Raw genomic sequence first — 24,249 nt, 5'->3', positions numbered from 1 at the left:
AAAATGCGAGTTATATTGTTAGGGCCACCTGGGGCGGGCAAAGGAACTCAGGCGGCAGAAATCAAAACAAAATACAAAGTTGCTCATATCTCTACTGGGGATATACTTCGTCAAAATGTCAAGGAAAAGACAAAGCTTGGTTGCCAGGCACAAGAATTCATGAATGGAGGAAAACTTGTGCCGGATGAGATTATCGTTGGAATGATGGGAGAGCGCTTGAAAGAGAAAGACTGTGAAAAGGGTTTTCTCCTTGATGGATTTCCGCGAACCGTCCCCCAGGCAGAAGCTCTAGATCAATTGCTTGCAACAATGAATCTCTCTCTTGATGCTGTTATATTGCTTGACGTGGATGACGAAGTGGTTGTAAAAAGGCTCTGTGGACGTCGTATGTGCCGCCAATGTGGAGAGATTTACCATGTTACATTTAAACCGTCTTCACAGGGGATGCGCTGTGAGAAATGCGGAGGGGAACTTTTCCAGCGGGATGACGATAAAGAAACAGTTATTAGAAGTCGTCTCAAAGTTTATCATGACCAGACAGCTCCACTTATCTCTTATTACGACGAGAAGGGGCTTCTGAGAAAGGTGAATGCCGGAACGTCCAGCTCAAGTGTAATGGCAGAAATAGAAGCATTGGTTCAAGAGAAGGTAGCTGAATGATTACCTTGAAGAAGGAAAAGGATCTTCAATATATGCGAAAGGCTGGACAGATCGTAGCAGATGTACTTGACCTTATCGCAGAGATAGTTAGGCCCGGCATTACGACGGCTTATATAGATAAAGCCGCTGAAGATCTTATTTCAAGGGAGGGTGCCACTCCGGCTTTCAAGGGATATCGCGTTCCAGGAATACCTATTGCTTTCCCTGGAGCTGTGTGCGCATCTATAAATAATGAGATAGTTCATGGCATTCCTTCTCAAGACCGTTATCTTGAAGAAGGAGATATTATCAGTATCGATGTAGGAACCTGTTATGGCGGATATTATGGCGATGCAGCCTGCACCTACCCGGTAGGTAGAATAAGCCGCGAGAGACAGAGGCTCATCGATGTGACCCTTGAAAGCCTGAATAGAGCTATAGCAGAAGCAAAAGATGGTAATACCATTGGTGATATAGGACATGCTGTAGAGTCTTATGTTATCGGGAATGGATTTGGTCTGGTGCGGGATTATACGGGACATGGTTTAGGAATGCACTTGCACGAACCGCCGCAAGTGCCAAATTTTGGACATCCAGGCAGAGGAGTGACACTTAAGGCTGGTATGACTATAGCAATAGAGCCTATGGTAATGTCGGGAGCAGAAGATACAATTGTAGGTTCAGATCGATGGGTAGTTCTTACTGCCGATGGTTCTGACGCTGCTCATTTTGAAAGATCCGTTCTCATCACAAAAGATGGGGCTGAGGTACTTACTCCTTGGAAATGGGCCTGATCGGAGGAAGTCTGTTTCAAATAGGTCAGGTAGTGCTATCAAGGAAAGGGAAAGATGCTGGGAAATGGTATGTGGTCGTAAAGATCCAACCTGAAGATAACAGAATATTTGTTTCAGATGGCGATAAATTTCCGGTGTCCAAACCGAAAGCCAAGAATCCTTTACACCTTCAAGGAACACGATGGGTTATTGAAGAAGTTGCACAGAGGATCGCCCGAGGAGAAGAATTGGACAAAGGACGCTTACAGTATCTTTTATCCCATGTAAGGGAAAAATGAACAGTAGTCAGAAGCAGGGAGGTTGACAAAACCGTATGGCGAATAAGGACGATGTCATTGAAGTTAGGGGAACAGTCATAGAACCGCTTCCGAATGCCATGTTTAGGGTGGAATTGGAAAATGGGCACAAGATTTTAGCTCATGTTTCAGGAAAAATGAGGATGCACTTTATTCGAATTCTGCCAGGAGACAAAGTTCTCGTAGAAATTTCACCTTATGACTTGACACGAGGACGAATAGTGTATAGATATAAATAACTTGTGTTCTGCCCTTATGCTTAACCGCGGCTGGTAAAAGCATTAAATAGATAGGTCGAGAGATACCCGGAATGTCGATAAAGATCGGGTAAAGGTTTTCTCGGAGGAGCGTGGAAGAAATGAAAGTCAAACCATCGGTTAAACCGATATGCGAGCATTGCCGTGTAATACGGCGAAAAGGAGTGGTCCGGATCATTTGCAGCAAAAATCCGCGCCACAAACAGAGACAGGGTGCAAGGAGGTAACGAGCACATGGCCCGAATTGCTGGTGTAGATCTACCGCGCGAAAAGCGGGTTGAAATAGCGCTTACATATATTTATGGAATTGGACTTCCTACATCTCATTTGATTCTGGCTGCTACGGGTATTAATCCTGATACGCGAGTAAAGGATCTCACAGAAGAAGAAGCTCAGAGAATACGTAAAGAAATACAGGAGCATTACAAGGTAGAGGGAGACCTGCGCCGCGAAGTAACCATGAATATTAAGCGGTTAATGGATATTGGTTGCTACAGAGGACTTCGTCATAGGCTGGGGCTTCCTGTTCGTGGTCAAAAGACCAAAACGAACGCTCGTACACGGAAAGGGCCACGCCGTACCGTAGCTGGGAAGAAACAGGCCGGGAAGTAAGAAGCAAAGATTGAACATCAAGGAGGCTGACGGACGTGGCCAAACGTACACAGCGTAGAGGAAAAAAAAGAGAAAAAAAGAATGTAAACTATGGGGTCGCTCACATTTTTTCTACCTTTAATAACACTATTGTGAGCATCACAGATAAAGGCGGAAACATTCTATCCTGGGCTTCTGGCGGTAATGTAGGTTTTAAAGGCACTAGAAAATCTACACCCTTCGCAGCGCAAATTGCGGCTCAGCAGGCAGCCAAGACTGCACAGGACCACGGGGTGAAGGAGATCGACGTAATTGTTAAAGGGCCCGGACCTGGCCGCGAATCTGCTATTCGTTCACTGCAGGCAGCGGGACTCCAGGTAAACATGATCAAAGATGCGACGCCTATTCCGCACAACGGCTGCAGGCCGCCGAAGCGTCGCAGAGTTTAATTTCACCCCTATAAGGAGGCGAAAAACACCTAATGAGCAGATATACAGGACCCGTATGCCGTCTCTGTAAGGCTGAAGGAGTAAAACTCTTTTTAAAAGGAGATCGTTGCTTTACAGAAAAATGCGCGATAACACGGGGAGAAACTAAGAATAAACAGAGGAGAGGCAGACCTCGCGCTAAAATGAGCGAGTATGGCCTTCGACTTCGTGAAAAACAGAAATTGCGCCGTTTTTATGGTATGAATGAAGGCCAGTTCCGACGCATGTTTGGCGAAGCTTCCAGAATGTCTGGAGTAACAGGACATAATTTTCTTCAGTTGCTTGAGCGTCGCCTTGACAACATTGTTTACCGTATGGGGCTGGCTACAAGCAGAAGCCAGGCTAGGCAGTTGGTGCTTCATGGCCATTTCACAGTAGACGGGCGTAAAGTGGACGTGCCAAGCTACTTAATTCGTGCCGGTGCGGTTGTAGCTGTTGCTGAAAATAGCAAGGAAGTCGCCATAATTCGCGAAAATGCAGAAGTAGCGGCATCGAGAATGATTCCGGAATGGCTGGAGGTTAATAGCGAGCGGATGGAAGCGAAAGTGCTTTCCATACCAATGCGCGAACAGATAGATGTTCCCGTCAACGAGCAGCTCGTTGTTGAGTTCTATGCCAGATAGTAGGCGTGAAAGGTGTTGGACAAAGTGGAACTAATGCGGCCTGAGATCCGAATTGAGGAGTGTAGCTCGACCTTTGGGAAAGTTATTGTAGAGCCCCTTGAAAGAGGATATGGTGTAACGCTGGGTAACGCTCTCCGTCGCGTGTTGCTTTCCTCTGTGAAGGGGGCAGCCATTACTTCAGTCCGTGTTGATGGCGTTCTACATGAGTTCAGTACTATTCCCGGTGTGCGTGAGGACGTAATCGAACTGATGCTGAATCTTAAACACATCCCAGTGCATTCATACAGCAAGGATGTTAAAGTGTTGCACTTGGAAGCGGAAGGACCCAAACAGGTTGTTGCGGCAGATATTCAGCCCGATAGCGAAATTGAGTTTATTGATCCTGACGCGCCAGTATGCGTACTGGAAGATGGAGCACAATTATCGATGGACCTTTATATAGAACAGGGAGTTGGGTATGCCACTATTGATCGACCGCGACCTGCTTACCTTCCCGCGGATGCCCTTTTGATCGATGCGATTTACTCTCCAGTGCTGAAAGTGCATTACGACGTAGAAGCTGCCAGAGTAGGACAGCGTACTGACTATGAACGACTCGTTTTAGATGTAACTACAAATGGCGTTATTGCGCCGGATGTTGCTGTAGGAGAAGCGGCGAAGATTATCCGCTCATACTTCGGGTTTATCGTAGAGGATGTCGATAAGTTACACCCTCTTGAGGGGATTGATGAAGAAGAGGCAGCTCTTTCAGCGGATGAGGCTGCGGCAGAGGCTGCAGAAGCTGCCAAAGAAGAAGATGACCTTCTTTCTCGGCCTGTGAGGGAGCTTGAGCTTTCCATACGGAGTGAGAACTGTCTTCTTCGCGGAGGTATACACACTATCGGTGATCTTCTAACGCGTACACGGGACGACCTGCTTAAAATCCGTAACCTCGGAAAGATATCTCTCCGTGAGATAGAGGAAAGACTTGAGAAGCAGGGACTTCGCCTCAGCACAGAGAAAAGCGAAGAGAAAGCAGTAAAGGAGGACTAGTTCCATGAGACACCGTATGGATCATAGAAGGCTTGGCCGTTATGGAAGTCATCGCAGAGCGATGCTCTCAAATTTGGCAGCGAGTCTTTTTATAGAAGGAAGCCTTACCACAACGGTGACCCGGGCGAAGGAACTTCGCCGTGTAGCCGAAAAATTTATTACAAGGGCCAAGGGCGGCTCAGTTCACGACCGTCGTATTATACGTGCTCGTCTTGGGCATAAGGAAGCTTCTATAAAACTATTTGAAGATTTGGCAAAACGATATGCCAATCGCCCAGGTGGTTACACGAGAATAATTAAGACCGGCCCCCGCCTCGGCGATGGCTCGCCTATGGCAATTATAGAGCTGGTTGAATAGCAATGACCCCAAAGATAGTCTGTACGCTTCAGGGTGTAGGTTTTTCCTACCCTGAAGCGGACAGTTCTGCACTTGACCAGGTGAGCTTTCAGGTCAGGGAAGGGGAATGGCTGGCACTATTGGGCAGCAATGGTTCAGGTAAATCAACGCTTGCCAAACATTTGAACGCCCTGCTGCTTCCTTCGCAGGGCGCTTGTTTTGTTTATGGCATGGATACTCGTGAAGAGAAAAATCTATGGGCGATTCGAAGCCACGTGGCCATGGTTTTTCAAAATCCCGACAATCAGATAGTAGGGACTGTCGTGGAGGACGATACTGCCTTTGGACCAGAAAACATAGGACTTTCTCCTCTCGAAATTCGACAGCGTGTGGACTGGGCTCTTTCTGTGACAGGGCTGTCCCATAAGATGCAAAATCCAACGTATTCTCTTTCTGGCGGTGAAAAACAGCGATTGGCTGTGGCGGGGGCATTAGCCTTAGACCCTCCGTGCCTTGTGCTTGATGAACCTACAGCCATGCTTGATCCACAAGGGCGTCGAGACCTGCTTGACGTGTTAAAAACACTTCATGCTCAGGGTAGAACGATAATTTACATTACTCATCGCCTTGAAGAAACAGTTCATTGTGATAGAGCGCTTGTTTTAAAAAGTGGGAAAGTTCAATGGGATGGCACCATTTCAGAACTTTTTCGCCACACAGAAAAACTCAATGAATGGGGTTTGGAATGTCCGCCTTTTATTGAATTATGGCAAATGCTGGTTGCAGAGCGGCTGATCTCTGAAAAAACGCCTGCAACAGTGGATGGAGTACAAAAGGCTTTATGTCAATTATTATAAAAAATCTCACCCATACATATCACCCTTCTACGCCGCTTGAAACAGTGGCCTTAGAAGGGATTAACCTAACAACAGAAAAGGGGCAATGGCTCTCCATAGTTGGCCATACCGGTAGTGGAAAATCTACTTTGGCACAACACCTTAACGCTTTGATCGTTCCTGAAAAAGGCGAGGTTATCGTGGAAGGCTTCGTTTCTCGCCCCAAAAGCCAGGATTTGCGGAAGATCAGACGACTTGTGGGCCTTGTCTTTCAATACCCGGAACAGCAGCTATTTGCTGAAACTGTTTTTGACGAAGTAGCTTTTGCTCCAAGAAATTGGGGTGTCTCAGAAGAAGATTTGGAAAAAGTAGTTAATGAAACCTTATTAGAGGTAGGTATCCCATTAGATTTTCTTGACAGGAATCCATTTCAACTATCAGGAGGAGAAAAACGACGAATTGCGCTGGCTTCTGTTCTTGCCGCTGAACCTGCTTACCTGGTTCTTGATGAGCCGACAGCCGGTCTTGATGCGACTGGCCGTAAGGACCTTATTAAATTACTGTCAAAACAGAAGAAGAAGGGGAGAGGCATTATCTTTGTAACTCACGATCTTGAAACAGCGCTTATGTCCAGCGACTCCATTTTGGTGCTTGAAGGAGGGCGGGAAGTAGTGCAAGGTGCTCCAGGCAAAATAATAGAGGAATTGAGCCGTGGGGCAATAAGGGGCCTTCGTATGCCAGAAGTCCTTGAACTAGCTATGTGTCTTGAGCAAAAGGGCTGGGCAGTTCCCTTGACATGGAGTCATTACGACCTTTTTGAGTCTTTGAAAAAGCAGGTGAGATTGTCATGAAGTTTATGAATCACCTCACCTTTGGACAATACGTTCCAGCTCAATCTATTATCCATGCTATTGACCCTCGATGCAAAATTATAGGAACTATATTTCTTTTGACAGGGATTTTCCTTGTAAAACACCCTCTAGCCTTCGGTGTTTGGGGGCTTTTGCTTCTGCTCATCAATTATTTATCCAGGCTGCCTCTTTCTCTTGTTCTTCGTTCTGCGCGGCCTGTGGTGATACTTGTCGTTTTTACAGCAGTGATTCATCTTTTTTTTACCAAGGGGACACCCATTTTTCAATGGGGCATTATTACTGTTACAAAAGAGGGTTTTCGAATGGGTGTCTACATGGGCCTCCGACTGTTGTTTCTTGTCCTCTTTGCTAGTTTTCTAACTCTAACAACAAGCCCAATGGAGTTGGCCGATGGGTTAGAAAAACTATTTTCACCTTTGGCCCCTATGGGTTTTCCTGCCCACGAACTGGCAATGATGATGACCATAGCCCTTCGTTTTATTCCCACTCTTCTTGATGAAACAGATCGTATAATGAAGGCACAGTTAGCCCGTGGAGCAAACCTTGATAAAGGAAATCTCTGGCAGCGTTTACGCGCTATGCTCCCCGTTCTTGTTCCTCTTTTTGTTATAGTTTTTCAAAGGGCGGAGGATCTTGCCACGGCCATGGAGGCCAGGTGCTACAGAGGTGGTAATGGGCGTACTCGTCTAAATCCGCTTCTCTGGAAAAGGCGCGATACTGTAGCTTTGCTTCTTCTCGTTTTCTCTTTATCCCTTCTTATCTATGTTGATCGTATGGTAATTCTCTAATGCGTTATGCAGCAGTTGTATCCTACGATGGGACAGCTTTTTGCGGGTGGCAGAGGCAACTAGGAGTAGCCAGTGTCCAACAAAGCCTGGAAGAAGCCTTGTCCAAACTTTGCGCAACTTCTATCCCCATTGTCGCAGCTGGCAGAACTGATGGGGGAGTCCATTCAAGAGGGCAAGTTATTTCTTTCTCTCTACCTTCCTTTTGGGAACCAAGAAGACTCGTCCTCGCCATTAATTTCTATTTGCCTGAAACTGTGCGTATAATGGGAGTTTTCCCAGTAGAAGAGAGTTTTAGCGCGAGGTTCTGTGCCTTGTGGCGGGAATACCGCTATTATATTTGGCATGGTCCAGCTTTCCCCCCCTACCTGGCACAAAGAGCGTGGTGGAATCGTTGGCAATGGGACAAAACTGCAGTAAAGAAGGCGTGCGAATACTTAGAGGGAACCCATAATTTTAAAGCATTCTGTCCGATCAAGGAGTGCCCTGAAGATACAGTTCGCACAATTTTACGCATAAAATATCTAAGGAGCGGACATCTTTCTGTAATTACAGTGAGAGGCAATTCTTTTCTTATGAATATGGTACGATCAATAGTTGGAAGTCTTGATCTTGTTGGTAAAGGGAAAAATGATCCGGAGTGGATAAAGGAACTTCTTGATGACGAAAAAAAGGATCGCACTTATGCAGGAATGACGGCTCCAGCCCATGGGCTTTATTTTTGGAAGGTCTGCTATAATGCCCATTGCTTTCTTACTATTCCGGAAATACGAGAAAGGGAGATAACAGACGTATTAATCCCTTCTGATTTTGCGTAGAAACACATATAATATTTTCCTGAGAGTGGGAATGTTTTTCTGATAAGGAGGCTACGTTCGTGTTTGGAAGCGATATAGGCATAGACCTGGGAACAGCTACAGTCATTATTTACGTTAAAAACAAGGGTATAGTGCTGCGAGAACCGTCTGTTGTAGCGATTGACCTTGAAAACGGTAAAATTCTTGCAGTTGGGAACGAGGCCAAAAATATGGTGGGACGAACACCAGGAAATGTTATTTCAGTGCGACCCCTTCGAGACGGGGTTATTGCGGATTATTCCATGACAGAAGCCATGCTTCAGTATTTTATGAAGAGGATCAATAAAGGTTTTCGACGTTTCTTTAGAAATAGAGTGATGATCTGTGTCCCTTCAGGGGCGACAGATGTTGAAAGACGGGCGGTGCTGGAAGCAGCAGTAGAAGTTGGAGCGAGGTCTGCCTTCTTAATTGAAGAACCTATGGCTGCCGCAATTGGCGCTAACCTCAACGTGGAAGAACCCAGAGGCAAAATGATCGTAGATATCGGAGGGGGAACAAGTGACATTGCTGTTATTTCTTTAGGAGGCATCGTAGTTTCAAAATCCCTGCGCATTGGCGGGGATAAATTTGATGAAGCTATTATGCGTTATCTTAGAAAACACTATAGCCTTGCCATAGGGGAACAGACAGCTGAAAATTTGAAAATTATGATTGGTACTTGTGGCCAGCAGGATGAGGAAATGTCCATGGTTCTTAAAGGCAGAGATCTCGTTCAGGGGTTGCCTCGGCAGATAGAAATAAGCAGTACTGCGGTAAGCCAGGCTATTGGGGAAATGATCCAGACACTTGTTGACGGCGTCAGAAATGTGCTTGAAATAACGCCTCCAGAACTTTCAGCTGATATTATAGATGGTGGAATAGTCTTAACCGGCGGTGGATCCCTCCTCCGTGGTCTTCCTGAGCTTATTACGGAACAGACAGGTATTAACTGTTTTTGCGCTGATGATCCCATGGAGAGTGTTGCCCTTGGAACAGGTAAGGCACTGGCTGAAATAGACAAGCTTAAGACCACTGGGCGAAGTGGCATTCTCATGACATCCTCCCGCAAAGGGCGAAAGAAAGCGCGTTAGGGGAAGATGGATAATCCACAGATTTGGTGGAGTGATGGCCTTCATTTTGCCTGTTTGGGGTGTGGTCGATGCTGTAGAGGAGAACCTGGCGCAATCTGGGTTTCCGAAGAAGAAGAAATAATTATAGCAGCGTGGCTGACTGAATTTATCTGTTGAAGTTTTTAGGAATAGTTATGAAACAAGACGATGGGGACCTTTAAGCCTAAAAGAGAAGTGTGGAGGAGACTGTATTTTTTATAACCGAGAAGGGGCAAGATGCTCAATTTATCCCGTAAGACCTTCACAGTGTTCTCTTTTCCCTTTTTGGCCTTCTATTTTGGCAACAAAGGAAAGCTGGGATCGCGCAGCGACTCTTTGTCCAGGAATGAACGAGGGGCATTTATTTACTGCTTTAGAGATTGAAAGCCTGCTCAGACAGTTTCCCGCTTCAATCCCATCTCTGTAGTTTTGCTGAAAATGAGGATTGTCCTATGTGGCGATCTCCATTTCATGTTATAAAAAGACTAGCTCCAACTTCAACTGTAAGAGGTGACGTTGAAATACTCAACCAGATTATTATCATTATTGAAATGGAGGAAGAAGTGTGCAGGCCCAGATATGGTCTGATATGAACTGGAAACTCATCATTACTCTTCTCATGGTGAGCGCCATTTTAGCTTATTTTGGAGACCGCGTGGGGATGCGTATAGGGAAAAAGCGCATTTCCCTTTTTGGTTTGCGTCCCCGCCACACAAGTCAGATAATTACTGCTTTCACAGGAGTGGTTATTTCAGTGGGGATATTGCTCACCATGTCAGTTGTATCAGAAAATGTACGGACAGCTCTCTTCTCTATGAAGTTTCTACAGAGTCAGATTATCAATCTTACGGCAGAGCTGCAGGAAAGTCGGGATGAAGCACAGCTTGCGTCAATTCGCCTGATGGAAAGTCAAAGTAAACTGGAAGAACAGGAAAAGAAGCTCCGCGAAATACAGGGTCAGCTTGCCAAGGTTCAACCTGAACTCGAAAAGGCTCAAAAAGAGCTGACTGGCTTGAAAGGAGAAAAAGACTCCTTAAAAAAAGAGAAGGTCAAGCTTGACCAGGAAGTATCCCGTCTCCGTCAGGAAGCCGACCATCTTCGGGAAGGTCTGGTTCAGGTGCGAAGTGGCAGGATAGCCGTTTTTGCCGGAGAGCTTCTTGGACAGCAGGTGGTTCCACCTGGAAGTTCTCAAAAAGAGGTGGAGGCCATTTTTGAGAGCCTGCGACGGAGGGCCGAGCTTATGGTGTCCCTTCGAACAGGCATATCTGCTGATACTATTATTCTTGATGTTGATTTGAAAGTGGAAAGAACTAAAATACAAGAGTGTGTCAATGCTTTAGAGCGTAAATTTATAAGAATTCTGGCCGGTTCAAATGCTTTGCTTGGTGAAGATGTCCGAGTCAGATATGAGGTCCATGACAGCAAGCTTGTCTATCAGAAAGGAAAAGTGGTCGCTTCCCGACTATGGCAGCCTGATGCAGCTGATGCAGCTGATGCAGAGTCTTTTTTACACGACCTTCTCGCAGAGTTAAACCAACGGGCTGTGACCGAGGGGATAATGCCTGATCCTGCAAGTGGAAAAATTGGCGCTATGGATGCCACACACTTCTTTGAGACTGTAGAAATACTTCAGGAAACTCGGCAGGAAGTGGAAGTTGTTGTAGTTGTGGCAGAAGATATTTACACTGAAGGGCCAGTGAAAATAAAATTTGAAGTAGTGCCCTTGGGAGATAGGTTACAGGGGGAATAATTTATGCTTATTGTGGCGTGTCAGATATGTGGAGAAACAAAAGTTCTAGCGGGAACCCCAGACGTAGATGGCATTGCCCGTGCCATGTGGATTTGCCCTAGATGCGGGACTGGTCAGGTTGTGCAGCTCCAGGTTTCAGCTGACGCAAGAAAGAGTGATCTAAGAAAAATAGTTCACGGAATGTCCTTTCCAAAGGTGACAGAATCTCATGAAAACAAAGCTTGATTATGCTTTTTATGATAGCAAGAAGGCGGTGACTTCATCAGAGCTCAGAGAACTCTATCGTTTTACCTTGTGGGGTAAAAGCCGTTCTCTTGAGGACATAGAGCGGATGCTTGAGGGAACCACTATGTGTTTTTCAGTACGGCATGAAGAGAAACTGATAGCCTTTTGCCGTATATTGACAGATTTTATTTTTCGCGGCTCCTTGTGGGATATAATGGTCCATCCTGATTTTCAGGGGAAAGGCATCGGTTCTGCACTCATCAATTATGCTCTTACCCATCCTGCGATTCGTGCCATCCCCCTTATTATTACCTACACGAGTGAACTTGAACCTTTCCTCACTCAGTATGGTTTTGAGCGCAAAGAAGGAGCCCTTATGCTTTTACGGCGCCCCATTGAATATTCTTAGCCTGGGGAGAAACCTCAAGAGGTGGGTAGAGCATTTTTTATGGCCTGTAGAATGTCCTGTTTGTGGAAGGATCGCTTCAACAGGTTGTCTCTCCTGTCTTGAAAATCTTATTCATAATCCCATAATACGTGAGCTAGGCGGAGATCTAACTCTCATGTCTGGATCCACTCATCACGATACGTGCAGGGATCTTGTTCTCCGTTTGAAGTATAGGGGATATGGTCAGTTAGGTGTTGTAATGGGTCAAGCCCTGGCAAAGGTCCTGCCACCTGTTGACTGTGATGCCCTTGTGCCCATCCCTCTTCATAAACAGAGCCGGCGTCCGTGGAATCAGGCGAAACTCATAGCAAAAGGGATAGCCATGGAATGGCGAGTGCCAGTAGTGGAGTTGCTTGTCTGGAATCCGAAGGCTGGCTTTCAGACTTCTTATAGTTCTATAGAACGGCGGTTAATGGCGGAGAATGCTCTTGTTTTTAAGGGAGTGAGAAGAGGCCGCCAGCAGGTACGAGCAGTAGTTTTGATAGACGATGTGAGTACTACTGGCACAACTTTGCGGCGGGCAGCCTGTACACTGAGTGAACACTCCATCTCTGTAAAAAAAGCTATAACGTGGTCGACATCCCTTCGTTATTATCGCTAATATATAGAGCTGGCATGTTTTGGCAGCTTAACTGGTTAGTTTGATTAAATAGAATCCAGAATCAGTATTTTCACCTGGACTTCTTGCTTTTTCAACGTTACAATTTGCCAAGGTGAGTAACTTTTCCCGTCTTGGAGGAGGTCATTGAATGATAGTTTCGAAAAAACTGGTCTTTATAGTTTCTCTTGCCGTTTTGGCAGTGGTCATGGTTGCAGGGTGTTCCATGGCTGAAGAAAAAATTGGTGTGATCGACTCACAGAAGATCGTTTTCCAGCACCCAAAATTTGAAAGTGTCACCCAGCAGCTGAAGGTGATCAGCCAGACAAAAGAGAACGAAATGAAGGCCGCCGTAGACAAAGAAACAGATCAGAACAAAAAAATGGAAATTTACCAGACGAAACGTAGAGAGCTTGCCACGGAAGAGCAACGTTTAATGGAGCCTCTCTTCAAAGAATCTCAAATAGCAGTAAGAACTGTGGCAAAGGTCAAGGGGATTACTGTTGTTATTGAGAAAAGCGCAGTTTACTTTGGGGGCATAGATATTACTGACGATGTTATTCAAGAGCTCAAGAAGACCGCAGCAACCAAGTAGGTTGAATTAATAAGTTAGGAACTGTTCAGGGTTGTGCCCCTTGCCGGCGCAACCCTGTTTTTATATATGGTAATAATTACAGAGAGGGATTTAATATGAAAAAAAGGATACTTGTAACGGACATAGACGGCACCCTTTCTCATGGAGAAGAGGTTCATCCAGATGTGGCGGCCGCCTGTACTCGTCTCAGAGAGAACGGCTGGGAAATTATGGTAGCGACAGGTCGGATCCTTGCCACTTCTAAGAACCATATTAAAGCCATTGGAGCATGGCTTCCTGCCATAGTATATGACGGAGCCCGTCTCATGGATCCTCTCACGGGAAAGTCCCTGTGGGAAGCTGCTTTGTCTTCTCGTGCTGTCGATATGGTGCTGACAGAGGGCTGGAGTGCCCCTCTTGAGCTTCAGATCTTTACAGATGAGGCGGCTATATGCAGAAAAAAAGACAAGGAAACCCGCCTTTTTTTGACAGAAGCAGACGTGCCAGTATACGATAATTTGCAGACTCCCCATGTAGACGAACGGGTTTTTCGTATTATTTTTTATGGCAGCGAACATGAGGTTCTGCAATTGGAAGAGCGCATTGGAGAGACATTGCATGACCATGTTGACGTAATGCGTTCTGGAAAGAATTTTCTTGATGTTGTTCCTCTTGGCGTTTCTAAGGGGGCAGCACTTTCTCATTACGTGGATCAGCTTCAACCAGGCCCTGAGATTCTTGTGGCTGCAGGAGACCACTGTAATGATTTGGCTCTTTTCGATATAGCCCATCTTAGGGTGGCGCCCCGTGATGCTGTGCCGCAAATACTGGAGCGTGCCCATGTAGTGATGCCCCCTGCCCATGCGCAGGGGTTTGTCCGCCTTATAGATTTTCTACTTTCAGGCCATTGGACCAATAGCAGTAGAACAAAACGTGTAGTATTATAAAAAAGCAAATAATTAACTCTCCGACCATAATTAATAAGGAGGATACTCATGGCTGAGATTAAAAAATGGGTTCTTGAACAAATGGAATTTCCAGAGGATTGTAATATTATTCTAGGGCAAAGCCATTTTATTAAAACCATTGAAGACCTATACGAAGCCCTTATCACAGCGTCTTCTTCCCTTCAGTTTGGCATCGCTTTCTGTGAAGCTTCTGGAGACTGTCTTATACGGCACGACGGAAATGCAGAAGACCTTAAGAAAATAGCCGTAGAAAACATTCAAAGATTGAGTGCGGGGCATACCTTTATAATAGTTTTGAGAAATGGTTATCCTATTAATGTTCTGGATCGTATCAAGAACTGTCAGGAAGTATGTCATGTTTTTGCTGCAACCGCTAACCCCATTCAGGTTGTTATCTGTGAGTCTCACCAGGGGCGTGGAGTTGTGGGGGTCATAGATGGCTTTCTTCCCAAAGGGGTAGAAGGTGACGATCATATAGCAGCGCGGAAAGGGTTATTGCGTGACATTATAGGATATAAGCGATAGGAAGGGATAAAGCGACGGTTGTATAGTAGAAGAAATGGTTAACTAGGGGGTCTGAGGATGAAGCTCCGCGAAGTGGTAGAGCATATTAATGGAGACGTTCTATATGGCGAAGAACTGCTCGATTCTATCGAGATAGAGTATGCTTATGGTGCAGATTTGATGAGTGACGTCTTAGCCTTTGCGAGACCAGGTTCTCTTTTGCTTACTGGGCTTACGAATGTCCAAATAATTCGAACGGCCCAAATGCTTGATATTCCAGCAGTGGTCTTTGTTCGGGGGAAGCGCCCCCAGGAGCCTGCTATCAAACTGGCATCCCAATTAGGCATGCCAGTGATACTAAGTCACTGTAGCATGTTTGAGACCTGTGGTGTTCTTTTCAGAGAAGGAGTGTTGCCGTGCAATATCCCGGCGAGAGAGGTGTAAGTTGTGAATGAACCATATATTGAAGAATATGTAGTGGCAGGCCGTGACTTTAGCACTATAGGCGAGGCATCTACCCAATTCAAGGCAGCAATGAAAATGCTAGGTATTCCCTCTATAGTGGCCCGCAGGGCATCTATTGTGGCTTACGAATCGGAAATGAACCTGGTCCTCCACGGTGGCGGCGGTGTTATACGCCTTGTAGTTTATACAGACAAACTTGAGGTGTGGGCTATTGACAGGGGGCCAGGAATAGCTGATATAGGTCTTGCTATGCAGGAAGGATATTCCACTGCGACAGATGAAATACGAGAGCTAGGCTTTGGTGCTGGTATGGGATTGCCTAATATTAAACGACATTCTGATGAAATGTCCATTGATTCTGCAGTAGGGAAAGGGACGGTTTTGAGCGCGACTATTTTCTTTCAAAAAGAGTAGGAGGTAAGCTCATGGCTGGAGGGGTAAGAGTACAGGAAGTTCGATGCCGAGGCTGTGCCAATTGTATAAAGACATGTCCCACGGAGGCAATGCGAGTGTTGACTGGATGTGTGCACATTATCTCTGATCTTTGCATAGATTGCGGAGAATGCATTCGTAAATGCAAAGAAAAGGCTATCATACTCAATGAAGATGAATGGGAGCTTCTGAGATCCCAAAAAAAACTTGTTCTCATTGCTGATCCCTGTTTTTATGTTCAGATAGGGTCCTGCGGGTCACCCTTTCTCATGAAAGAAGCTCTTCATGCAACGGAAATGGAGGATATCCTCGACTGTGAAGCATTAGCTTTTGATGTAGCGGCATATGCTATTGCGCGCCTTGTGGAATCAGAAAGACAAGAGCATCTCCCCTTTATCTCTACCTATTGCCCAGCAGTTATTCGTCTGATACAGATAAATTTTCCAGAGCTTATAGGTCGTCTTGTCCCCGTAGAATCCCCACTGGAATCAAGTGTTATTATCTGGCGCCAAGTGACTGGCCGAAAAGATGAACTAACTCTCATTTCGCCATGTCCAGCAAAAACAACCCTCGTTCGAAATCCTGTAGGGCGCGAACTCAGTTCTATAGCCTACTCTGTTTCAATAAGACGGGTAGTTCATGATATTTTGGCGGGAAGCCCTAAAATGTCTGGTGAAGAATCCCATAAGATCAATGATCGATGGATTAAGTGGTCTATTACTGGCGGTGAATCTCGCCATATTTCTTCTTTCGCCCGCCGTCCTCTTCGCACGGTTTCCGTTTCCGGTTTGAGGAATACTATAGACCTCCTGACAGAGCTTGAATTAGGAAGGTTGCGAGGAGTGGATTATGTGGAGTGCAGGGCCTGTGACCTTGGATGTATTGGAGGGGTAGGGACCCATGAATCCCGTTTTTTATCCCGCCTTCGTATTGACGCAATGAAAGTAGATTGGAAAGTGACAGATGAGGAAAAGACTCACATTGAAAAATGGTATAAGAAAGGCGTATGGGAGCTAGAACAGGCCATTCAACCGAAACAGCGTCTCCCACTTTCCAGTGATTTGGGAGAAGCCATGGCGAAGCTTAAGGAAATGAATGCTATTTACGCTGAGTTGCCTCACATTGATTGTGGTTCTTGCGGACGACCTTCCTGTCGAGCCATGGCTGAGGATATTGTGCGAGGCAAAGGAGAAATGACAGACTGCATTTTTAAACTTAGAGACCGGATCCATGATTTGAGCAAGGAGATCTCGGAACTTTCGGGGAAAGTGCCTCATGCCTACGGATCATAGATCATAAAAGGGGGGAAGGAGTGTGAATATTCAGTACATTATTGATAGCCTGGAGCTTGAAGTTGTGTCCCTTGGGCGACCAGAAATAGAGATCAGCGGTGCTCTTGCGGGTGACTTGCTCAGTTTTATTATGGCTTCAGCAAGGGAAAAATGGGTATGGATCACTATTCAGACCCATTTGAACATCGCTGCAGTTGCCGTGCTAAAGGATGTTCCTTTTATTATTATTGCGGGAGGCCGCAGGCCGGCAGAAGATCTTATAGAACGCTGCAAGGAAGAAGATCTGACCCTCGCCAGTTCGTCCCTTTCTGTATATGAAATTTGCGGACGGCTTTATGAAATGGGCCTACGTGCTTTGTGATACGAAGTTGAAGTTAAGGCCTTATTATGTAGACCTTCACATCCATACGGTGCTATCCCCTTGTGGCGAACTTGAAATGGGAGCCCATGATATTGTATCAAAAGCGCGGCAGGAAGGAATTCAGATCATTGCCATTACCGATCATAATTCTGCTCTGAACGTGCCTGCTATTACAAAGGCTGCAGGTGGGAGCCCAGTAGTGATCCCCGGTCTTGAAGTTCAAACGGCAGAAGATATACACATAGTCACCCTTTTCAGAGATTGCCAGGTTGCCTCAGATTATCAGCGGTGGCTGTGGGAGCGTATGCCAGGCCTTAGAAACCGCCCGGAGGTGTTTGGTGATCAATTGGTGATTTCCGAGAAGGACGATATTCTTGACGAAGAGGAAATATTACTTGTCCAGGGGGTGGGATATTCTGTTGATGAAGTAGCCCTCGAAGCGAAGGGAAGGGGAGGCCTTGTGATCCTTGCCCATATTGACAGGCCATCTTTTTCCTATACGGCAGTACTAGGGCCAATCCCTTCCTCCTTTCCCGCCGATGCCCTTGAGATCTCCTGGCGATGTTCCTCAGAAGAAGTCGAGGTTTTCCGAGAGGAATATCCAGAATGGACATTTATCCGTTCCTCGGACTCCCATTGGTTGAGAAGCCTCTGTGTAGAAAACTGTTCGGTCCTTCTTCTGGCGGAACCTACTTTCGATGAAATTGCAAAAGCTATCAGAAAAGAAGATGGCCGATGTGTAATTGGTCCCTGGCCCAATTATTTCTAATGACTGGAATGGCGTTTTTCTAATTCGGCCCAGATTTCCTGCAGAGAAACGCCAGATGAGAGAAGGCCGACCATCAAATGATACACTAGATCTGCTGCCTCATAGATCACTTCATCTCTCTCACCGACAGCAATAGCTAGAGCAGTTTCCACTCCCTCTTCCCCTATTTTTTGTGCTGCCCTTTTGGGGCCCGATTGAATTAAACTGGCAGTGTAGCTTTCTTTGGGGTTATGATGCTGACGTTCTTTCAGATATTTCCAAAGTTGGCCAGGGAATGTTGCCTTCCCGGGCATTTCCTCTGTAAGTGTGCGGAAAAAACATGACACCTCACCTGTATGGCATGCGGGACCTGCTGGCTCGACTACGGCCAGGATAGCATCCCCATCACAATCTAGACGTAATTCCATGACTCTCAATGTATTGCCACTTGTCTCTCCTTTGTGCCAAAGTAACTGTCGGGAACGGCTCCAAAAGACCATTTCTTTTCTTTTTTCTGTTTCCTCAAGGGATTGACGATTTGCATAGGCCACCATAAGGACCTCTCCACTTTCTCCATCTTGCACCACTACGGGAATGAGTCCCTTTTCATCGAAGTTGATGTTGGTGTAATCAATCATGGCTTATGCCTCCAGATAACGTATGGCAATATGCTGCTCTTTCAGCCACTTTTTAAGGTCGGGTATGTCTACAATTCCAAAATGGAAGATGGATGCGGCCAAAGCTCCATCGCAACCAACGTTAAAAGCTTCGAGGATATGTTCTTTCGTACCCGCTCCTCCCGACGCTATTATGGGAACAGGAACCATAGTTGCGACCTGCGAGAGAAGAGGGATGTCGTAACCTATTTTGGTACCGTCACGATCCATGGATGTGAGCAGAATTTCCCCACATCCCAGGTCTACACCCTGACGAATCCATTGAAGAGCATCAATCCCAGTGGGTGTTTGTCCCCCCTCAATATAAACTTCCCAGCGGCCCGGTTTCACCTCTTTTACATCAATAGCAAGAACAATAGCCTGCCGTCCCAGCAGTGCGGCACATTCTTCGATTATTTCGGGATTTTTAACTGCGGCGGTGTTGAGGGCAATCTTGTCTGCTCCAAGGGCAATAATTTCCCGAGCCTGTTCTGCAGAAGAGATGCCTCCGCCTACGGTGAAAGGAATAAAGATACGGTCAGCCACCTCTTTTACCCAGCTTTTCATGGTGCAACGTCTTTCTACAGATGCGGAGATGTCAAGAAAGACAAGCTCGTCGGCCTGTTCCTCCATGTAACGCAATGCCATTTCTGCGGGGTTGCCTGTATCTTTAAGATTTACAAAATTTATTCCAGTTACAACCCGTCCGTTTTTTACATCGAGACAGGGAATAATTCTTTTTGTTAACATGACATCACCCTCTTCAATGCTTCGCACAGATTAAAATCTTTTTCATACAACACTTTTCCAAGCACTGCTCCAGCAATGTTTAAAGCCCGGAGGTCTTCCAGTTCTTTTATTGAAGATATGCCCCCCGCTGCAATAATAGAAAAACCTGGGAATTCCAGTGATAGTTTGGAGTAGAGGGAAAGATCCGGTCCCAACCCTGTTCCGTCTCTATTTACAGATGTAACAAGGACAGTCCTGTAACCAGCTGAATATAAAAAAGAAAGATAGGCCAGGGGAGAGGAGGAAGAAGTGCAAGTCCACCCTTTGACAGCTACTTTGCCATCTTTAATATCAACAGCTGGAATGATCCTGTCTCCCCATAAAGAGAAAAGTTCGGGGGCAATTTCTCTATTTTCTGCGAGGAGACTGCCTACATATAGACGATTGGCACCCGCTCTAAAACCTTCTTCCACATTTTGAAGAGACCGCAGGCCTCCTCCGTATTGAACCATAAGGCCAAGGTTCTTTAAGGGTTCGATCACTTGAAGGTGGGCCGGATGCCCTGCTTGCGCTCCTTCCAGATCAATAATGTGGACCCATGAACTGCCAGCTCTGAGGAAAGCCTTTGCTGCTGTTATGGGAGCAAGAGCGTAGTCAGTACGCTGATTGAAGTCGCCCTGTTTTAAGCGGACGATTTTCCCTTTATAGAGATCGATAGCCGGATAAAGGATCATTATGAATGCCTCCGTAAAAGATCAATAGCGCCTTTAAGTATGGAGAGTCCCGCTGAGCCACTTCTCTCTGGGTGAAACTGAAAGGCGGCGACAGAATCACGAAGACATATGGCAGAAACCTCCCGTTCTTCTACTCTTGCAATAGCTACGGTATCATTAGTTTGAGGGAGGCCGTAGCTATGTACGAAATAAAAGTAGTCATTACTATGACAACTTTTTTCAAGGCCCTGGGCAGAACGGATCCATTCTAGAGAGTTCCACCCCATGTGGGGATATTTTTGAGTTCCAAGATGCCGGATAACCCCTTCTAAAAAGCCTAATCCCTTGCGATATCCGCCTTCTTCCCCTCCTTCACAGAGGAGATGCAGCCCGAGGCATATTCCGAGCAGAGGATGCCCCTTTTCAACCCATTGAGAAAGAAAGAAGGGCCAGCCTTCTTTCTCCAGAGCACTCATGGCAGGAGCGAAGGCGCCTACTCCCGGGAGTATTAAAAGATCTATGCTGTTATTGATCTGATCAGGGCAACGAAGGATTGTGGATCGCTCATTATGAAAAGATAGGGCTCGTTGGACATTTCCTACATTTCCAGCTCCATAATCAATAATGCCGATCATGTAAGAACCCCTTTCGTAGACTGAAGTTCTTCTTCTGAAGCAAGAGCTTGTTTCATGGCTCGCCCAATGCCTTTAAAAAGAGCTTCCGCTCCGTGATGGCTGTTATCCACTGCAAGGAGGCGGCCATGAATCGTTATATGGCTTTCTCTGCAAAAAGCCCGCCAGAACTCAGGAATTAATTCCAGGTCAAATGTACCGCATGAAGAAGAAAGAAAACAGCCATCCCAGACAAACTGTCCTCGACCACTTATATCTACAGCTACGAGAGCAAGGGAACCGTCCATGGGCATGGCACACCAGCCGTAACGGGCAAGGGGTCGGCTTTCCAGTTCTTTTAAAAATGCCCGACCTATAAGAATCCCAAGATCCTCAGTAAGGTGGTGGGCATCTACTTCAATATCGCCGGAAGCGGTGATCTTCACCGAAATGCCGCTATGAAAGAAAAAAAGATCAAGCATGTGGCAAAGGAAGCCGCAAGGGATATCTAGGTGGCGTTCTTTCCCTGGAATAGAAAGTTGTAAACTGATAGATGTTTCAGTGCTTTCCCTGCTAAGTTCAGTGGACATCTTTTACCACACCTTTCTGTCGTCCTATCCTTTGAAGAAGCTCCGACATTTGGGGCCATCTCAGAGAAGTGCTTTGTCGACTGGCTACAAGACGGAGAGAAACCTTTGCAACTTCCTGTAGTACTACAAGCTTGTTTGCCTGAAGAGTAGTTCCTGTCTGCACAATATCGAGGATGCAATGGGCCATTCCTAGGGCAGGAGCCAGCTCTATAGACCCGTGGAGGTGGATTATCTCTACTTGAACGCCAAGGGAAGAAAAATATATATCAGCGATACGTGGGTATTTTGTAGCTATTTTTAGCCACATAAGTTCAGATGGGTGCCCTGTAAAGATGGAGCGGAGTTCCTCTGGTCCAGCCACCACAATTCGGCACTTCCCACGTTCTGTGTCTGCAAGTTCCACCAGATCGATGGCACTTTCCTGAAGAACGTCATTTCCCACAAGAGCCAGATCCGCAACGCCATAACTTACATATAAGGGTACGTCAGTTGGCTTTGCAAGAATATAGCGGTAATTATTTTCCTGCACCACGAGCCTACGGCCCGCTTTTCGCAGCTCGGCCGTAGGTAATCCCATGTTATCACACAGATCTATGGCTTCTTTCATAACTCGACCGGTGGGGAGGGCAAGAGTTAACACGTATACTCCTCCCTAATCCATTGGGAAAGAGCCATGATCTTTTCGGTTTCCAGGTGCGTTACTGTTTCTTTTTCCAAATCGACCCACCATTGGCATCCTCTCATCCGGGCTGACTCATAGGATTGATCCCTGTTCTTATTCCAGCTCATTTCTCCGTCAAAGCCAACAGACAATATGGTCCATGCACGTTTCAGAGCTTCATCAGGGGAGAGGCTTGCACTCCAGATCATAACACGTCTGGGCTCTGCAGGGGGAATAGAGAGCGCAGCCGTCTCTTCCAGATTCACAGCAAATCCAATAGCTTGTCCTTCTAGATCATAACTATTCAGCAGACCATCATATCGTCCTCCTCCCCCTATTTCCTGCCCTTGAGGGCTTGAATAAAGGCGAAAGACTGGTCCGCTATAATAATTGAGTTCGCGGGCAAGGCTCAGATCTACACATAGGCGTTTCTCATAGCCAAGGCCAGAAAGGGCCTTTAGAATATTATGAAGAGGCATAAGATGTTCTGAAGATCCTAGGAGCATATTCGCTTCGTCAAGAACCTTTATTCCACCTTTCAGATCGGGAAGGCGCTCTAGTATGTTGCGGCTATATTCTGGAATATCGGCAGTTGCTAAAATGGAGCGATATCCAGATAAATTGCCTCCCAGCAAACAGCTTGAAAGCCCTTTTGATGCTGCGGATCCAACATGAGCCATGGCATAATTTAAAAAGGTAACATCCCCAATTACAAGAATGCTTTTGTCAAGGCCTATTTCATCAAGCCAACGCAGCAAGAGCCAGAGTATTTCTGTGTCTGCTCCCTCCCCTTCCCATCCTAGCAATTCAGCTCCTACCTGAAAGTTTTCTATTCGGTTTTCATGCTTTTCAGCCCGTTTAAAGACCCTATCAGCGTAACATAAACGTAGGGGTCTTTGTTCGGGAGCATAGTGAGACGCAAGAAAGGCTACTGCGGCCAGGGTAATATCAGCTCTGAGGCAGGATGGTTCCCCATAAGGTGTGGTAAGCGCTATAAGACGCCGTCTATAATTTTCAGGAAGATGAGGCCACGCTGACTCTAGGAGCTGTAACGCTGATGGCCAGAAAGGATGGTAGCCAAAGGAAGAAAAAAGTTTCATGAAGTGTGTTCTGCTGCGGTCCATAGATGTGGCCAACGCCCCCCCTACATTCATACATCCTCTGGGTAGACGGTTCATGAAAGATTCCTCCTAAGGGCCATGGCAAGACTATGAGCCTTAAGTCCTTCCATTTGTGCAAGATTTATCCCGTCTTCCGCTAAAGAAGCAGCTCCCTTGCTGTCAATACAAAGAGATGTAAGAGGGCGAAGGAATGTGCCGGTCCATAGCCCTCCGGCAAAACGGGCCCGTCGATTAGTAGGCAGGGTGTGATTTGTCCCTCCTATATAGTCTCCAAAGGGTACGGGTGTTGTACTGCCAATAAATGCGGCGCCGTAAGCCATACATTTATCCAGAACTTTTTCAGGTGCTCTTACGCAGAGTTGTAGATGTTCTGGCGCGCGTACATTGCTTTCGTTTATGGCTTCTTCAAGGGAGCATATTGCCAGAGTGCCATTGACTTCCCATGCTCGCCTGATTGTCTCAGCAGTTTCCAGAGTTTCCAAAAGGATACTCAGTTCATTGCTGGTCTGAGCTGCTATTTTTTCATCAGTACAAAGCAATGTGCTTGCAGCCATGGGATCATGCTCTGATTGGGCCGCTATATCAGCAGCCAGCCAGGCAGGATTGGCACTGTCATCGGCAATAATAAGAACTTCACTTGGGCCAGCAAGCCCGTCAATTCCAACTTCCCCGAAAAGAATGCGTTTGGCCTCTGTGACGTACGCATTTCCAGGGCCCACAATCATGTCTACCTTTCTAATGGGGCCGGCGCCCATGGCCATGGCAGCGATACCATGAGCTCCTCCAAGGGTCCATACTTCTGAAACCCCAAGAAGAGAAGCCGTAGCAGCGATGACAGAAGCAATCTTTCCTTCTTTAGTAGGAGGGGAAAGAAGGACTATTTCAGAGACACCAGCTTCCTGAGCCGGGACTACGCCCATAATAGCTGTGCTTGGCAATGGGTAGCGTCCCGCAGGAACGTAAACAGCAGTTCGCTCTACAGGTAAAAAACGAAGTCCAGCGGTTACACCCTCTTCAATAGAGCAGAAAAAAGGTTCAAACATTTTTTTCTGGCGCTGATGGAATGTCCTCACATTGCAAATAGCTCTTTTGAGTGCCTTTACTGTGGTTAGCGAAAGTTGTTGCAGTGCCTCATCCATCTCATTCTGAGAGACTCGAAATGCACCCTTATAGCTGTCGATGGCAAGTGCGTATTCTTCTACTGCTTTCCAGCCTTCTTCACGGATACGATTGACAATGAGAGAAACAGTTGTGTTCACATAATCAGAAATGCTTTTCTGAGAAGAGCATGCTTTTTTTAGGAATTGC

37 protein-coding genes are annotated in these 24,249 nt (G+C 46.3%); 29 read left to right on the top strand and 8 right to left on the bottom strand.

Translation table 11 applies throughout. From position 1 onward, the window contains the following. The first annotated feature begins 3 nt into the window (after window positions 1-3). From BUC50_RS09210 to BUC50_RS09070, 29 genes are all read left to right on the top strand, one after another. Window positions 4-660, top strand: a complete 657-nt coding sequence (locus tag BUC50_RS09210; RefSeq protein ID WP_013048049.1) for an adenylate kinase — start codon at window positions 4-6, stop codon at window positions 658-660. Beyond that, entirely contained in the window at window positions 657-1,433 is a 777-nt protein-coding gene (gene map, locus BUC50_RS09205; protein ID WP_013048050.1) for a type I methionyl aminopeptidase, read from the top strand. Before BUC50_RS09210 ends, map begins: the two co-directional genes overlap by 4 nt. Further along, complete coding sequence (locus tag BUC50_RS09200) at window positions 1,424-1,711, top strand: KOW domain-containing RNA-binding protein (protein ID WP_041459519.1); 288 nt, start codon at window positions 1,424-1,426, stop codon at window positions 1,709-1,711. The genes map and BUC50_RS09200 overlap by 10 nt, the downstream gene beginning before the upstream one ends. Before the next feature lie 35 nt (window positions 1,712-1,746). Beyond that, window positions 1,747-1,968, top strand: coding sequence for a translation initiation factor IF-1 (gene infA, locus BUC50_RS09195; RefSeq protein ID WP_013048052.1), 222 nt, complete (start codon window positions 1,747-1,749; stop codon window positions 1,966-1,968). 119 nt (window positions 1,969-2,087) lie between these two features. After that, window positions 2,088-2,213, top strand: coding sequence for a 50S ribosomal protein L36 (gene rpmJ / locus BUC50_RS09190; protein ID WP_013048053.1), 126 nt, complete (start codon window positions 2,088-2,090; stop codon window positions 2,211-2,213). A 7-nt stretch (window positions 2,214-2,220) separates the two neighbouring features. Further along, complete coding sequence (rpsM, locus tag BUC50_RS09185) at window positions 2,221-2,598, top strand: 30S ribosomal protein S13 (protein WP_013048054.1); 378 nt, start codon at window positions 2,221-2,223, stop codon at window positions 2,596-2,598. A 35-nt stretch (window positions 2,599-2,633) separates the two neighbouring features. Further along, window positions 2,634-3,026 (top strand): 30S ribosomal protein S11, encoded by a 393-nt coding sequence (gene rpsK / locus BUC50_RS09180; protein WP_013048055.1) that lies wholly within the window; start codon window positions 2,634-2,636, stop codon window positions 3,024-3,026. A 32-nt stretch (window positions 3,027-3,058) separates the two neighbouring features. Next, window positions 3,059-3,688, top strand: coding sequence for a 30S ribosomal protein S4 (gene rpsD / locus BUC50_RS09175; protein ID WP_013048056.1), 630 nt, complete (start codon window positions 3,059-3,061; stop codon window positions 3,686-3,688). Window positions 3,689-3,721: 33 nt separating this feature from the next. Next, window positions 3,722-4,720 (top strand): DNA-directed RNA polymerase subunit alpha, encoded by a 999-nt coding sequence (locus tag BUC50_RS09170; protein ID WP_041459324.1) that lies wholly within the window; start codon window positions 3,722-3,724, stop codon window positions 4,718-4,720. A 4-nt stretch (window positions 4,721-4,724) separates the two neighbouring features. Continuing rightward, window positions 4,725-5,078: a 50S ribosomal protein L17 gene (rplQ, locus tag BUC50_RS09165; RefSeq protein WP_013048058.1), complete on the top strand. Its 354-nt coding sequence runs from the start codon at window positions 4,725-4,727 to the stop codon at window positions 5,076-5,078. A 2-nt stretch (window positions 5,079-5,080) separates the two neighbouring features. Next, complete coding sequence (locus BUC50_RS09160; RefSeq protein ID WP_013048059.1) at window positions 5,081-5,914, top strand: energy-coupling factor transporter ATPase; 834 nt, start codon at window positions 5,081-5,083, stop codon at window positions 5,912-5,914. Next, window positions 5,899-6,744, top strand: coding sequence for an ATP-binding cassette domain-containing protein (locus BUC50_RS09155; RefSeq protein WP_013048060.1), 846 nt, complete (start codon window positions 5,899-5,901; stop codon window positions 6,742-6,744). The genes BUC50_RS09160 and BUC50_RS09155 overlap by 16 nt, the downstream gene beginning before the upstream one ends. Next, window positions 6,741-7,553 carry an energy-coupling factor transporter transmembrane component T family protein gene (locus BUC50_RS09150; RefSeq protein ID WP_013048061.1) on the top strand — a complete coding sequence of 271 codons (813 nt, stop codon included), beginning with the start codon at window positions 6,741-6,743 and terminating at the stop codon, window positions 7,551-7,553. Before BUC50_RS09155 ends, BUC50_RS09150 begins: the two co-directional genes overlap by 4 nt. Beyond that, window positions 7,553-8,368: a tRNA pseudouridine(38-40) synthase TruA gene (gene truA / locus BUC50_RS09145; RefSeq protein WP_013048062.1), complete on the top strand. Its 816-nt coding sequence runs from the start codon at window positions 7,553-7,555 to the stop codon at window positions 8,366-8,368. Before BUC50_RS09150 ends, truA begins: the two co-directional genes overlap by 1 nt. A 59-nt stretch (window positions 8,369-8,427) precedes the next feature. After that, window positions 8,428-9,477, top strand: coding sequence for a rod shape-determining protein (locus BUC50_RS09140; RefSeq protein ID WP_013048063.1), 1,050 nt, complete (start codon window positions 8,428-8,430; stop codon window positions 9,475-9,477). Between the two features lie 6 nt (window positions 9,478-9,483). Then, entirely contained in the window at window positions 9,484-9,633 is a 150-nt protein-coding gene (locus BUC50_RS09135) for a YkgJ family cysteine cluster protein (protein ID WP_286677366.1), read from the top strand. Then, entirely contained in the window at window positions 9,617-9,922 is a 306-nt protein-coding gene (locus tag BUC50_RS09680; protein ID WP_353743432.1) for a YkgJ family cysteine cluster protein, read from the top strand. Before BUC50_RS09135 ends, BUC50_RS09680 begins: the two co-directional genes overlap by 17 nt. A gap of 138 nt (window positions 9,923-10,060) precedes the next feature. Beyond that, window positions 10,061-11,245 carry a DUF3084 family protein gene (locus BUC50_RS09125; protein ID WP_013048066.1) on the top strand — a complete coding sequence of 395 codons (1,185 nt, stop codon included), beginning with the start codon at window positions 10,061-10,063 and terminating at the stop codon, window positions 11,243-11,245. 3 nt (window positions 11,246-11,248) lie between these two features. Then, window positions 11,249-11,470, top strand: a complete 222-nt coding sequence (locus BUC50_RS09120; RefSeq protein WP_013048067.1) for a hypothetical protein — start codon at window positions 11,249-11,251, stop codon at window positions 11,468-11,470. After that, a complete protein-coding gene (locus BUC50_RS09115; RefSeq protein ID WP_013048068.1) occupies window positions 11,454-11,879 on the top strand; it encodes a GNAT family N-acetyltransferase in 426 nt (141 codons plus the stop codon). The genes BUC50_RS09120 and BUC50_RS09115 overlap by 17 nt, the downstream gene beginning before the upstream one ends. Window positions 11,880-12,033: 154 nt before the next feature. Continuing rightward, window positions 12,034-12,519, top strand: a complete 486-nt coding sequence (locus BUC50_RS09110; RefSeq protein ID WP_148211315.1) for a ComF family protein — start codon at window positions 12,034-12,036, stop codon at window positions 12,517-12,519. A gap of 148 nt (window positions 12,520-12,667) precedes the next feature. Next, window positions 12,668-13,111 carry an OmpH/Skp family outer membrane protein gene (locus tag BUC50_RS09105; protein WP_013048070.1) on the top strand — a complete coding sequence of 148 codons (444 nt, stop codon included), beginning with the start codon at window positions 12,668-12,670 and terminating at the stop codon, window positions 13,109-13,111. Window positions 13,112-13,206: 95 nt separating this feature from the next. After that, window positions 13,207-14,037 carry an HAD-IIB family hydrolase gene (locus BUC50_RS09100; RefSeq protein ID WP_013048071.1) on the top strand — a complete coding sequence of 277 codons (831 nt, stop codon included), beginning with the start codon at window positions 13,207-13,209 and terminating at the stop codon, window positions 14,035-14,037. A gap of 48 nt (window positions 14,038-14,085) precedes the next feature. Further along, window positions 14,086-14,583, top strand: a complete 498-nt coding sequence (locus BUC50_RS09095; protein ID WP_013048072.1) for an adenosine-specific kinase — start codon at window positions 14,086-14,088, stop codon at window positions 14,581-14,583. Between the two features lie 57 nt (window positions 14,584-14,640). Continuing rightward, window positions 14,641-15,006 carry a DRTGG domain-containing protein gene (locus tag BUC50_RS09090; RefSeq protein ID WP_013048073.1) on the top strand — a complete coding sequence of 122 codons (366 nt, stop codon included), beginning with the start codon at window positions 14,641-14,643 and terminating at the stop codon, window positions 15,004-15,006. Window positions 15,007-15,009: 3 nt separating this feature from the next. After that, window positions 15,010-15,441 carry an ATP-binding protein gene (locus BUC50_RS09085; protein WP_013048074.1) on the top strand — a complete coding sequence of 144 codons (432 nt, stop codon included), beginning with the start codon at window positions 15,010-15,012 and terminating at the stop codon, window positions 15,439-15,441. A gap of 11 nt (window positions 15,442-15,452) precedes the next feature. Next, on the top strand, window positions 15,453-16,751 hold the full coding sequence (locus BUC50_RS09080) for a [Fe-Fe] hydrogenase large subunit C-terminal domain-containing protein (protein ID WP_013048075.1): 1,299 nt from the start codon (window positions 15,453-15,455) through the stop codon (window positions 16,749-16,751). Between the two features lie 22 nt (window positions 16,752-16,773). After that, window positions 16,774-17,112 (top strand): hypothetical protein, encoded by a 339-nt coding sequence (locus BUC50_RS09075; protein ID WP_013048076.1) that lies wholly within the window; start codon window positions 16,774-16,776, stop codon window positions 17,110-17,112. Next, complete coding sequence (locus tag BUC50_RS09070) at window positions 17,066-17,881, top strand: PHP domain-containing protein (protein ID WP_244392437.1); 816 nt, start codon at window positions 17,066-17,068, stop codon at window positions 17,879-17,881. The genes BUC50_RS09075 and BUC50_RS09070 overlap by 47 nt, the downstream gene beginning before the upstream one ends. Here BUC50_RS09070 and hisIE read toward each other — a convergent pair. The 8 genes from hisIE to hisD are packed head-to-tail and all read right to left on the bottom strand — an operon-like array spanning window position 17,878 to window position 24,200. Beyond that, a complete protein-coding gene (hisIE, locus tag BUC50_RS09065) occupies window positions 17,878-18,498 on the bottom strand; it encodes a bifunctional phosphoribosyl-AMP cyclohydrolase/phosphoribosyl-ATP diphosphatase HisIE (RefSeq protein WP_013048078.1) in 621 nt (206 codons plus the stop codon). The genes BUC50_RS09070 and hisIE overlap by 4 nt on opposite strands. A gap of 3 nt (window positions 18,499-18,501) precedes the next feature. Beyond that, window positions 18,502-19,266, bottom strand: coding sequence for an imidazole glycerol phosphate synthase subunit HisF (gene hisF, locus BUC50_RS09060; protein ID WP_013048079.1), 765 nt, complete (start codon window positions 19,264-19,266; stop codon window positions 18,502-18,504). Further along, a complete protein-coding gene (locus BUC50_RS09055; RefSeq protein WP_013048080.1) occupies window positions 19,260-19,979 on the bottom strand; it encodes a 1-(5-phosphoribosyl)-5-[(5-phosphoribosylamino)methylideneamino]imidazole-4-carboxamide isomerase in 720 nt (239 codons plus the stop codon). The genes hisF and BUC50_RS09055 overlap by 7 nt, the downstream gene beginning before the upstream one ends. After that, window positions 19,979-20,593, bottom strand: a complete 615-nt coding sequence (hisH, locus tag BUC50_RS09050; protein ID WP_013048081.1) for an imidazole glycerol phosphate synthase subunit HisH — start codon at window positions 20,591-20,593, stop codon at window positions 19,979-19,981. The genes BUC50_RS09055 and hisH overlap by 1 nt, the downstream gene beginning before the upstream one ends. Beyond that, a complete protein-coding gene (locus BUC50_RS09045) occupies window positions 20,590-21,159 on the bottom strand; it encodes an imidazoleglycerol-phosphate dehydratase (protein WP_013048082.1) in 570 nt (189 codons plus the stop codon). Before BUC50_RS09045 ends, hisH begins: the two co-directional genes overlap by 4 nt. Beyond that, window positions 21,149-21,799 (bottom strand): ATP phosphoribosyltransferase, encoded by a 651-nt coding sequence (gene hisG / locus BUC50_RS09040; RefSeq protein ID WP_013048083.1) that lies wholly within the window; start codon window positions 21,797-21,799, stop codon window positions 21,149-21,151. The genes BUC50_RS09045 and hisG overlap by 11 nt, the downstream gene beginning before the upstream one ends. Next, entirely contained in the window at window positions 21,793-22,998 is a 1,206-nt protein-coding gene (locus BUC50_RS09035; protein ID WP_013048084.1) for an ATP phosphoribosyltransferase regulatory subunit, read from the bottom strand. The genes hisG and BUC50_RS09035 overlap by 7 nt, the downstream gene beginning before the upstream one ends. Further along, window positions 22,995-24,200: a histidinol dehydrogenase gene (gene hisD / locus BUC50_RS09030; protein WP_273311833.1), complete on the bottom strand. Its 1,206-nt coding sequence runs from the start codon at window positions 24,198-24,200 to the stop codon at window positions 22,995-22,997. Before hisD ends, BUC50_RS09035 begins: the two co-directional genes overlap by 4 nt. Window positions 24,201-24,249: the final 49 nt, after the last annotated feature.

It is taken from the genome of Aminobacterium sp. EBM-42 (assembly GCF_001896635.1).
GTDB lineage: Bacteria > Synergistota > Synergistia > Synergistales > Aminobacteriaceae > Aminobacterium > Aminobacterium colombiense.
The sequence above is the reverse complement of the archived record's forward strand: the minus strand, read 5'-3'. Positions and strand labels throughout refer to the sequence as shown.

Excerpts from the sequence above, each read along its gene's own strand:
- rpsD (WP_013048056.1), top strand. The coding sequence starts at position 3,059 with ATGAGCAGATATACAGGACCCGTATGCCGTCTCTGTAAGGCTGAAGGA.
- truA (WP_013048062.1), top strand. The coding sequence starts at position 7,553 with ATGCGTTATGCAGCAGTTGTATCCTACGATGGGACAGCTTTTTGCGGG.
- BUC50_RS09045 (WP_013048082.1), bottom strand. The coding sequence starts at position 21,159 with ATGTCCACTGAACTTAGCAGGGAAAGCACTGAAACATCTATCAGTTTA.
- BUC50_RS09200 (WP_041459519.1), top strand. The coding sequence starts at position 1,424 with ATGGGCCTGATCGGAGGAAGTCTGTTTCAAATAGGTCAGGTAGTGCTA.
- BUC50_RS09160 (WP_013048059.1), top strand. The coding sequence starts at position 5,081 with ATGACCCCAAAGATAGTCTGTACGCTTCAGGGTGTAGGTTTTTCCTAC.
- BUC50_RS09095 (WP_013048072.1), top strand. The coding sequence starts at position 14,086 with ATGGCTGAGATTAAAAAATGGGTTCTTGAACAAATGGAATTTCCAGAG.
- BUC50_RS09100 (WP_013048071.1), top strand. The coding sequence starts at position 13,207 with ATGAAAAAAAGGATACTTGTAACGGACATAGACGGCACCCTTTCTCAT.
- BUC50_RS09055 (WP_013048080.1), bottom strand. The coding sequence starts at position 19,979 with ATGATCCTTTATCCGGCTATCGATCTCTATAAAGGGAAAATCGTCCGC.
- BUC50_RS09105 (WP_013048070.1), top strand. The coding sequence starts at position 12,668 with ATGATAGTTTCGAAAAAACTGGTCTTTATAGTTTCTCTTGCCGTTTTG.
- BUC50_RS09150 (WP_013048061.1), top strand. The coding sequence starts at position 6,741 with ATGAAGTTTATGAATCACCTCACCTTTGGACAATACGTTCCAGCTCAA.
- BUC50_RS09120 (WP_013048067.1), top strand. The coding sequence starts at position 11,249 with ATGCTTATTGTGGCGTGTCAGATATGTGGAGAAACAAAAGTTCTAGCG.
- BUC50_RS09080 (WP_013048075.1), top strand. The coding sequence starts at position 15,453 with ATGGCTGGAGGGGTAAGAGTACAGGAAGTTCGATGCCGAGGCTGTGCC.
- BUC50_RS09115 (WP_013048068.1), top strand. The coding sequence starts at position 11,454 with ATGAAAACAAAGCTTGATTATGCTTTTTATGATAGCAAGAAGGCGGTG.
- BUC50_RS09155 (WP_013048060.1), top strand. The coding sequence starts at position 5,899 with ATGTCAATTATTATAAAAAATCTCACCCATACATATCACCCTTCTACG.
- BUC50_RS09170 (WP_041459324.1), top strand. The coding sequence starts at position 3,722 with ATGCGGCCTGAGATCCGAATTGAGGAGTGTAGCTCGACCTTTGGGAAA.
- rplQ (WP_013048058.1), top strand. The coding sequence starts at position 4,725 with ATGAGACACCGTATGGATCATAGAAGGCTTGGCCGTTATGGAAGTCAT.
- BUC50_RS09110 (WP_148211315.1), top strand. The coding sequence starts at position 12,034 with ATGTCTGGATCCACTCATCACGATACGTGCAGGGATCTTGTTCTCCGT.
- map (WP_013048050.1), top strand. The coding sequence starts at position 657 with ATGATTACCTTGAAGAAGGAAAAGGATCTTCAATATATGCGAAAGGCT.
- infA (WP_013048052.1), top strand. The coding sequence starts at position 1,747 with ATGGCGAATAAGGACGATGTCATTGAAGTTAGGGGAACAGTCATAGAA.
- BUC50_RS09090 (WP_013048073.1), top strand. The coding sequence starts at position 14,641 with ATGAAGCTCCGCGAAGTGGTAGAGCATATTAATGGAGACGTTCTATAT.
- BUC50_RS09070 (WP_244392437.1), top strand. The coding sequence starts at position 17,066 with ATGAAATTTGCGGACGGCTTTATGAAATGGGCCTACGTGCTTTGTGAT.
- hisH (WP_013048081.1), bottom strand. The coding sequence starts at position 20,593 with ATGATCGGCATTATTGATTATGGAGCTGGAAATGTAGGAAATGTCCAA.
- BUC50_RS09035 (WP_013048084.1), bottom strand. The coding sequence starts at position 22,998 with ATGAACCGTCTACCCAGAGGATGTATGAATGTAGGGGGGGCGTTGGCC.
- rpmJ (WP_013048053.1), top strand. The coding sequence starts at position 2,088 with ATGAAAGTCAAACCATCGGTTAAACCGATATGCGAGCATTGCCGTGTA.
- BUC50_RS09135 (WP_286677366.1), top strand. The coding sequence starts at position 9,484 with ATGGATAATCCACAGATTTGGTGGAGTGATGGCCTTCATTTTGCCTGT.
- hisF (WP_013048079.1), bottom strand. The coding sequence starts at position 19,266 with ATGTTAACAAAAAGAATTATTCCCTGTCTCGATGTAAAAAACGGACGG.
- hisIE (WP_013048078.1), bottom strand. The coding sequence starts at position 18,498 with ATGATTGATTACACCAACATCAACTTCGATGAAAAGGGACTCATTCCC.
- rpsM (WP_013048054.1), top strand. The coding sequence starts at position 2,221 with ATGGCCCGAATTGCTGGTGTAGATCTACCGCGCGAAAAGCGGGTTGAA.
- BUC50_RS09210 (WP_013048049.1), top strand. The coding sequence starts at position 4 with ATGCGAGTTATATTGTTAGGGCCACCTGGGGCGGGCAAAGGAACTCAG.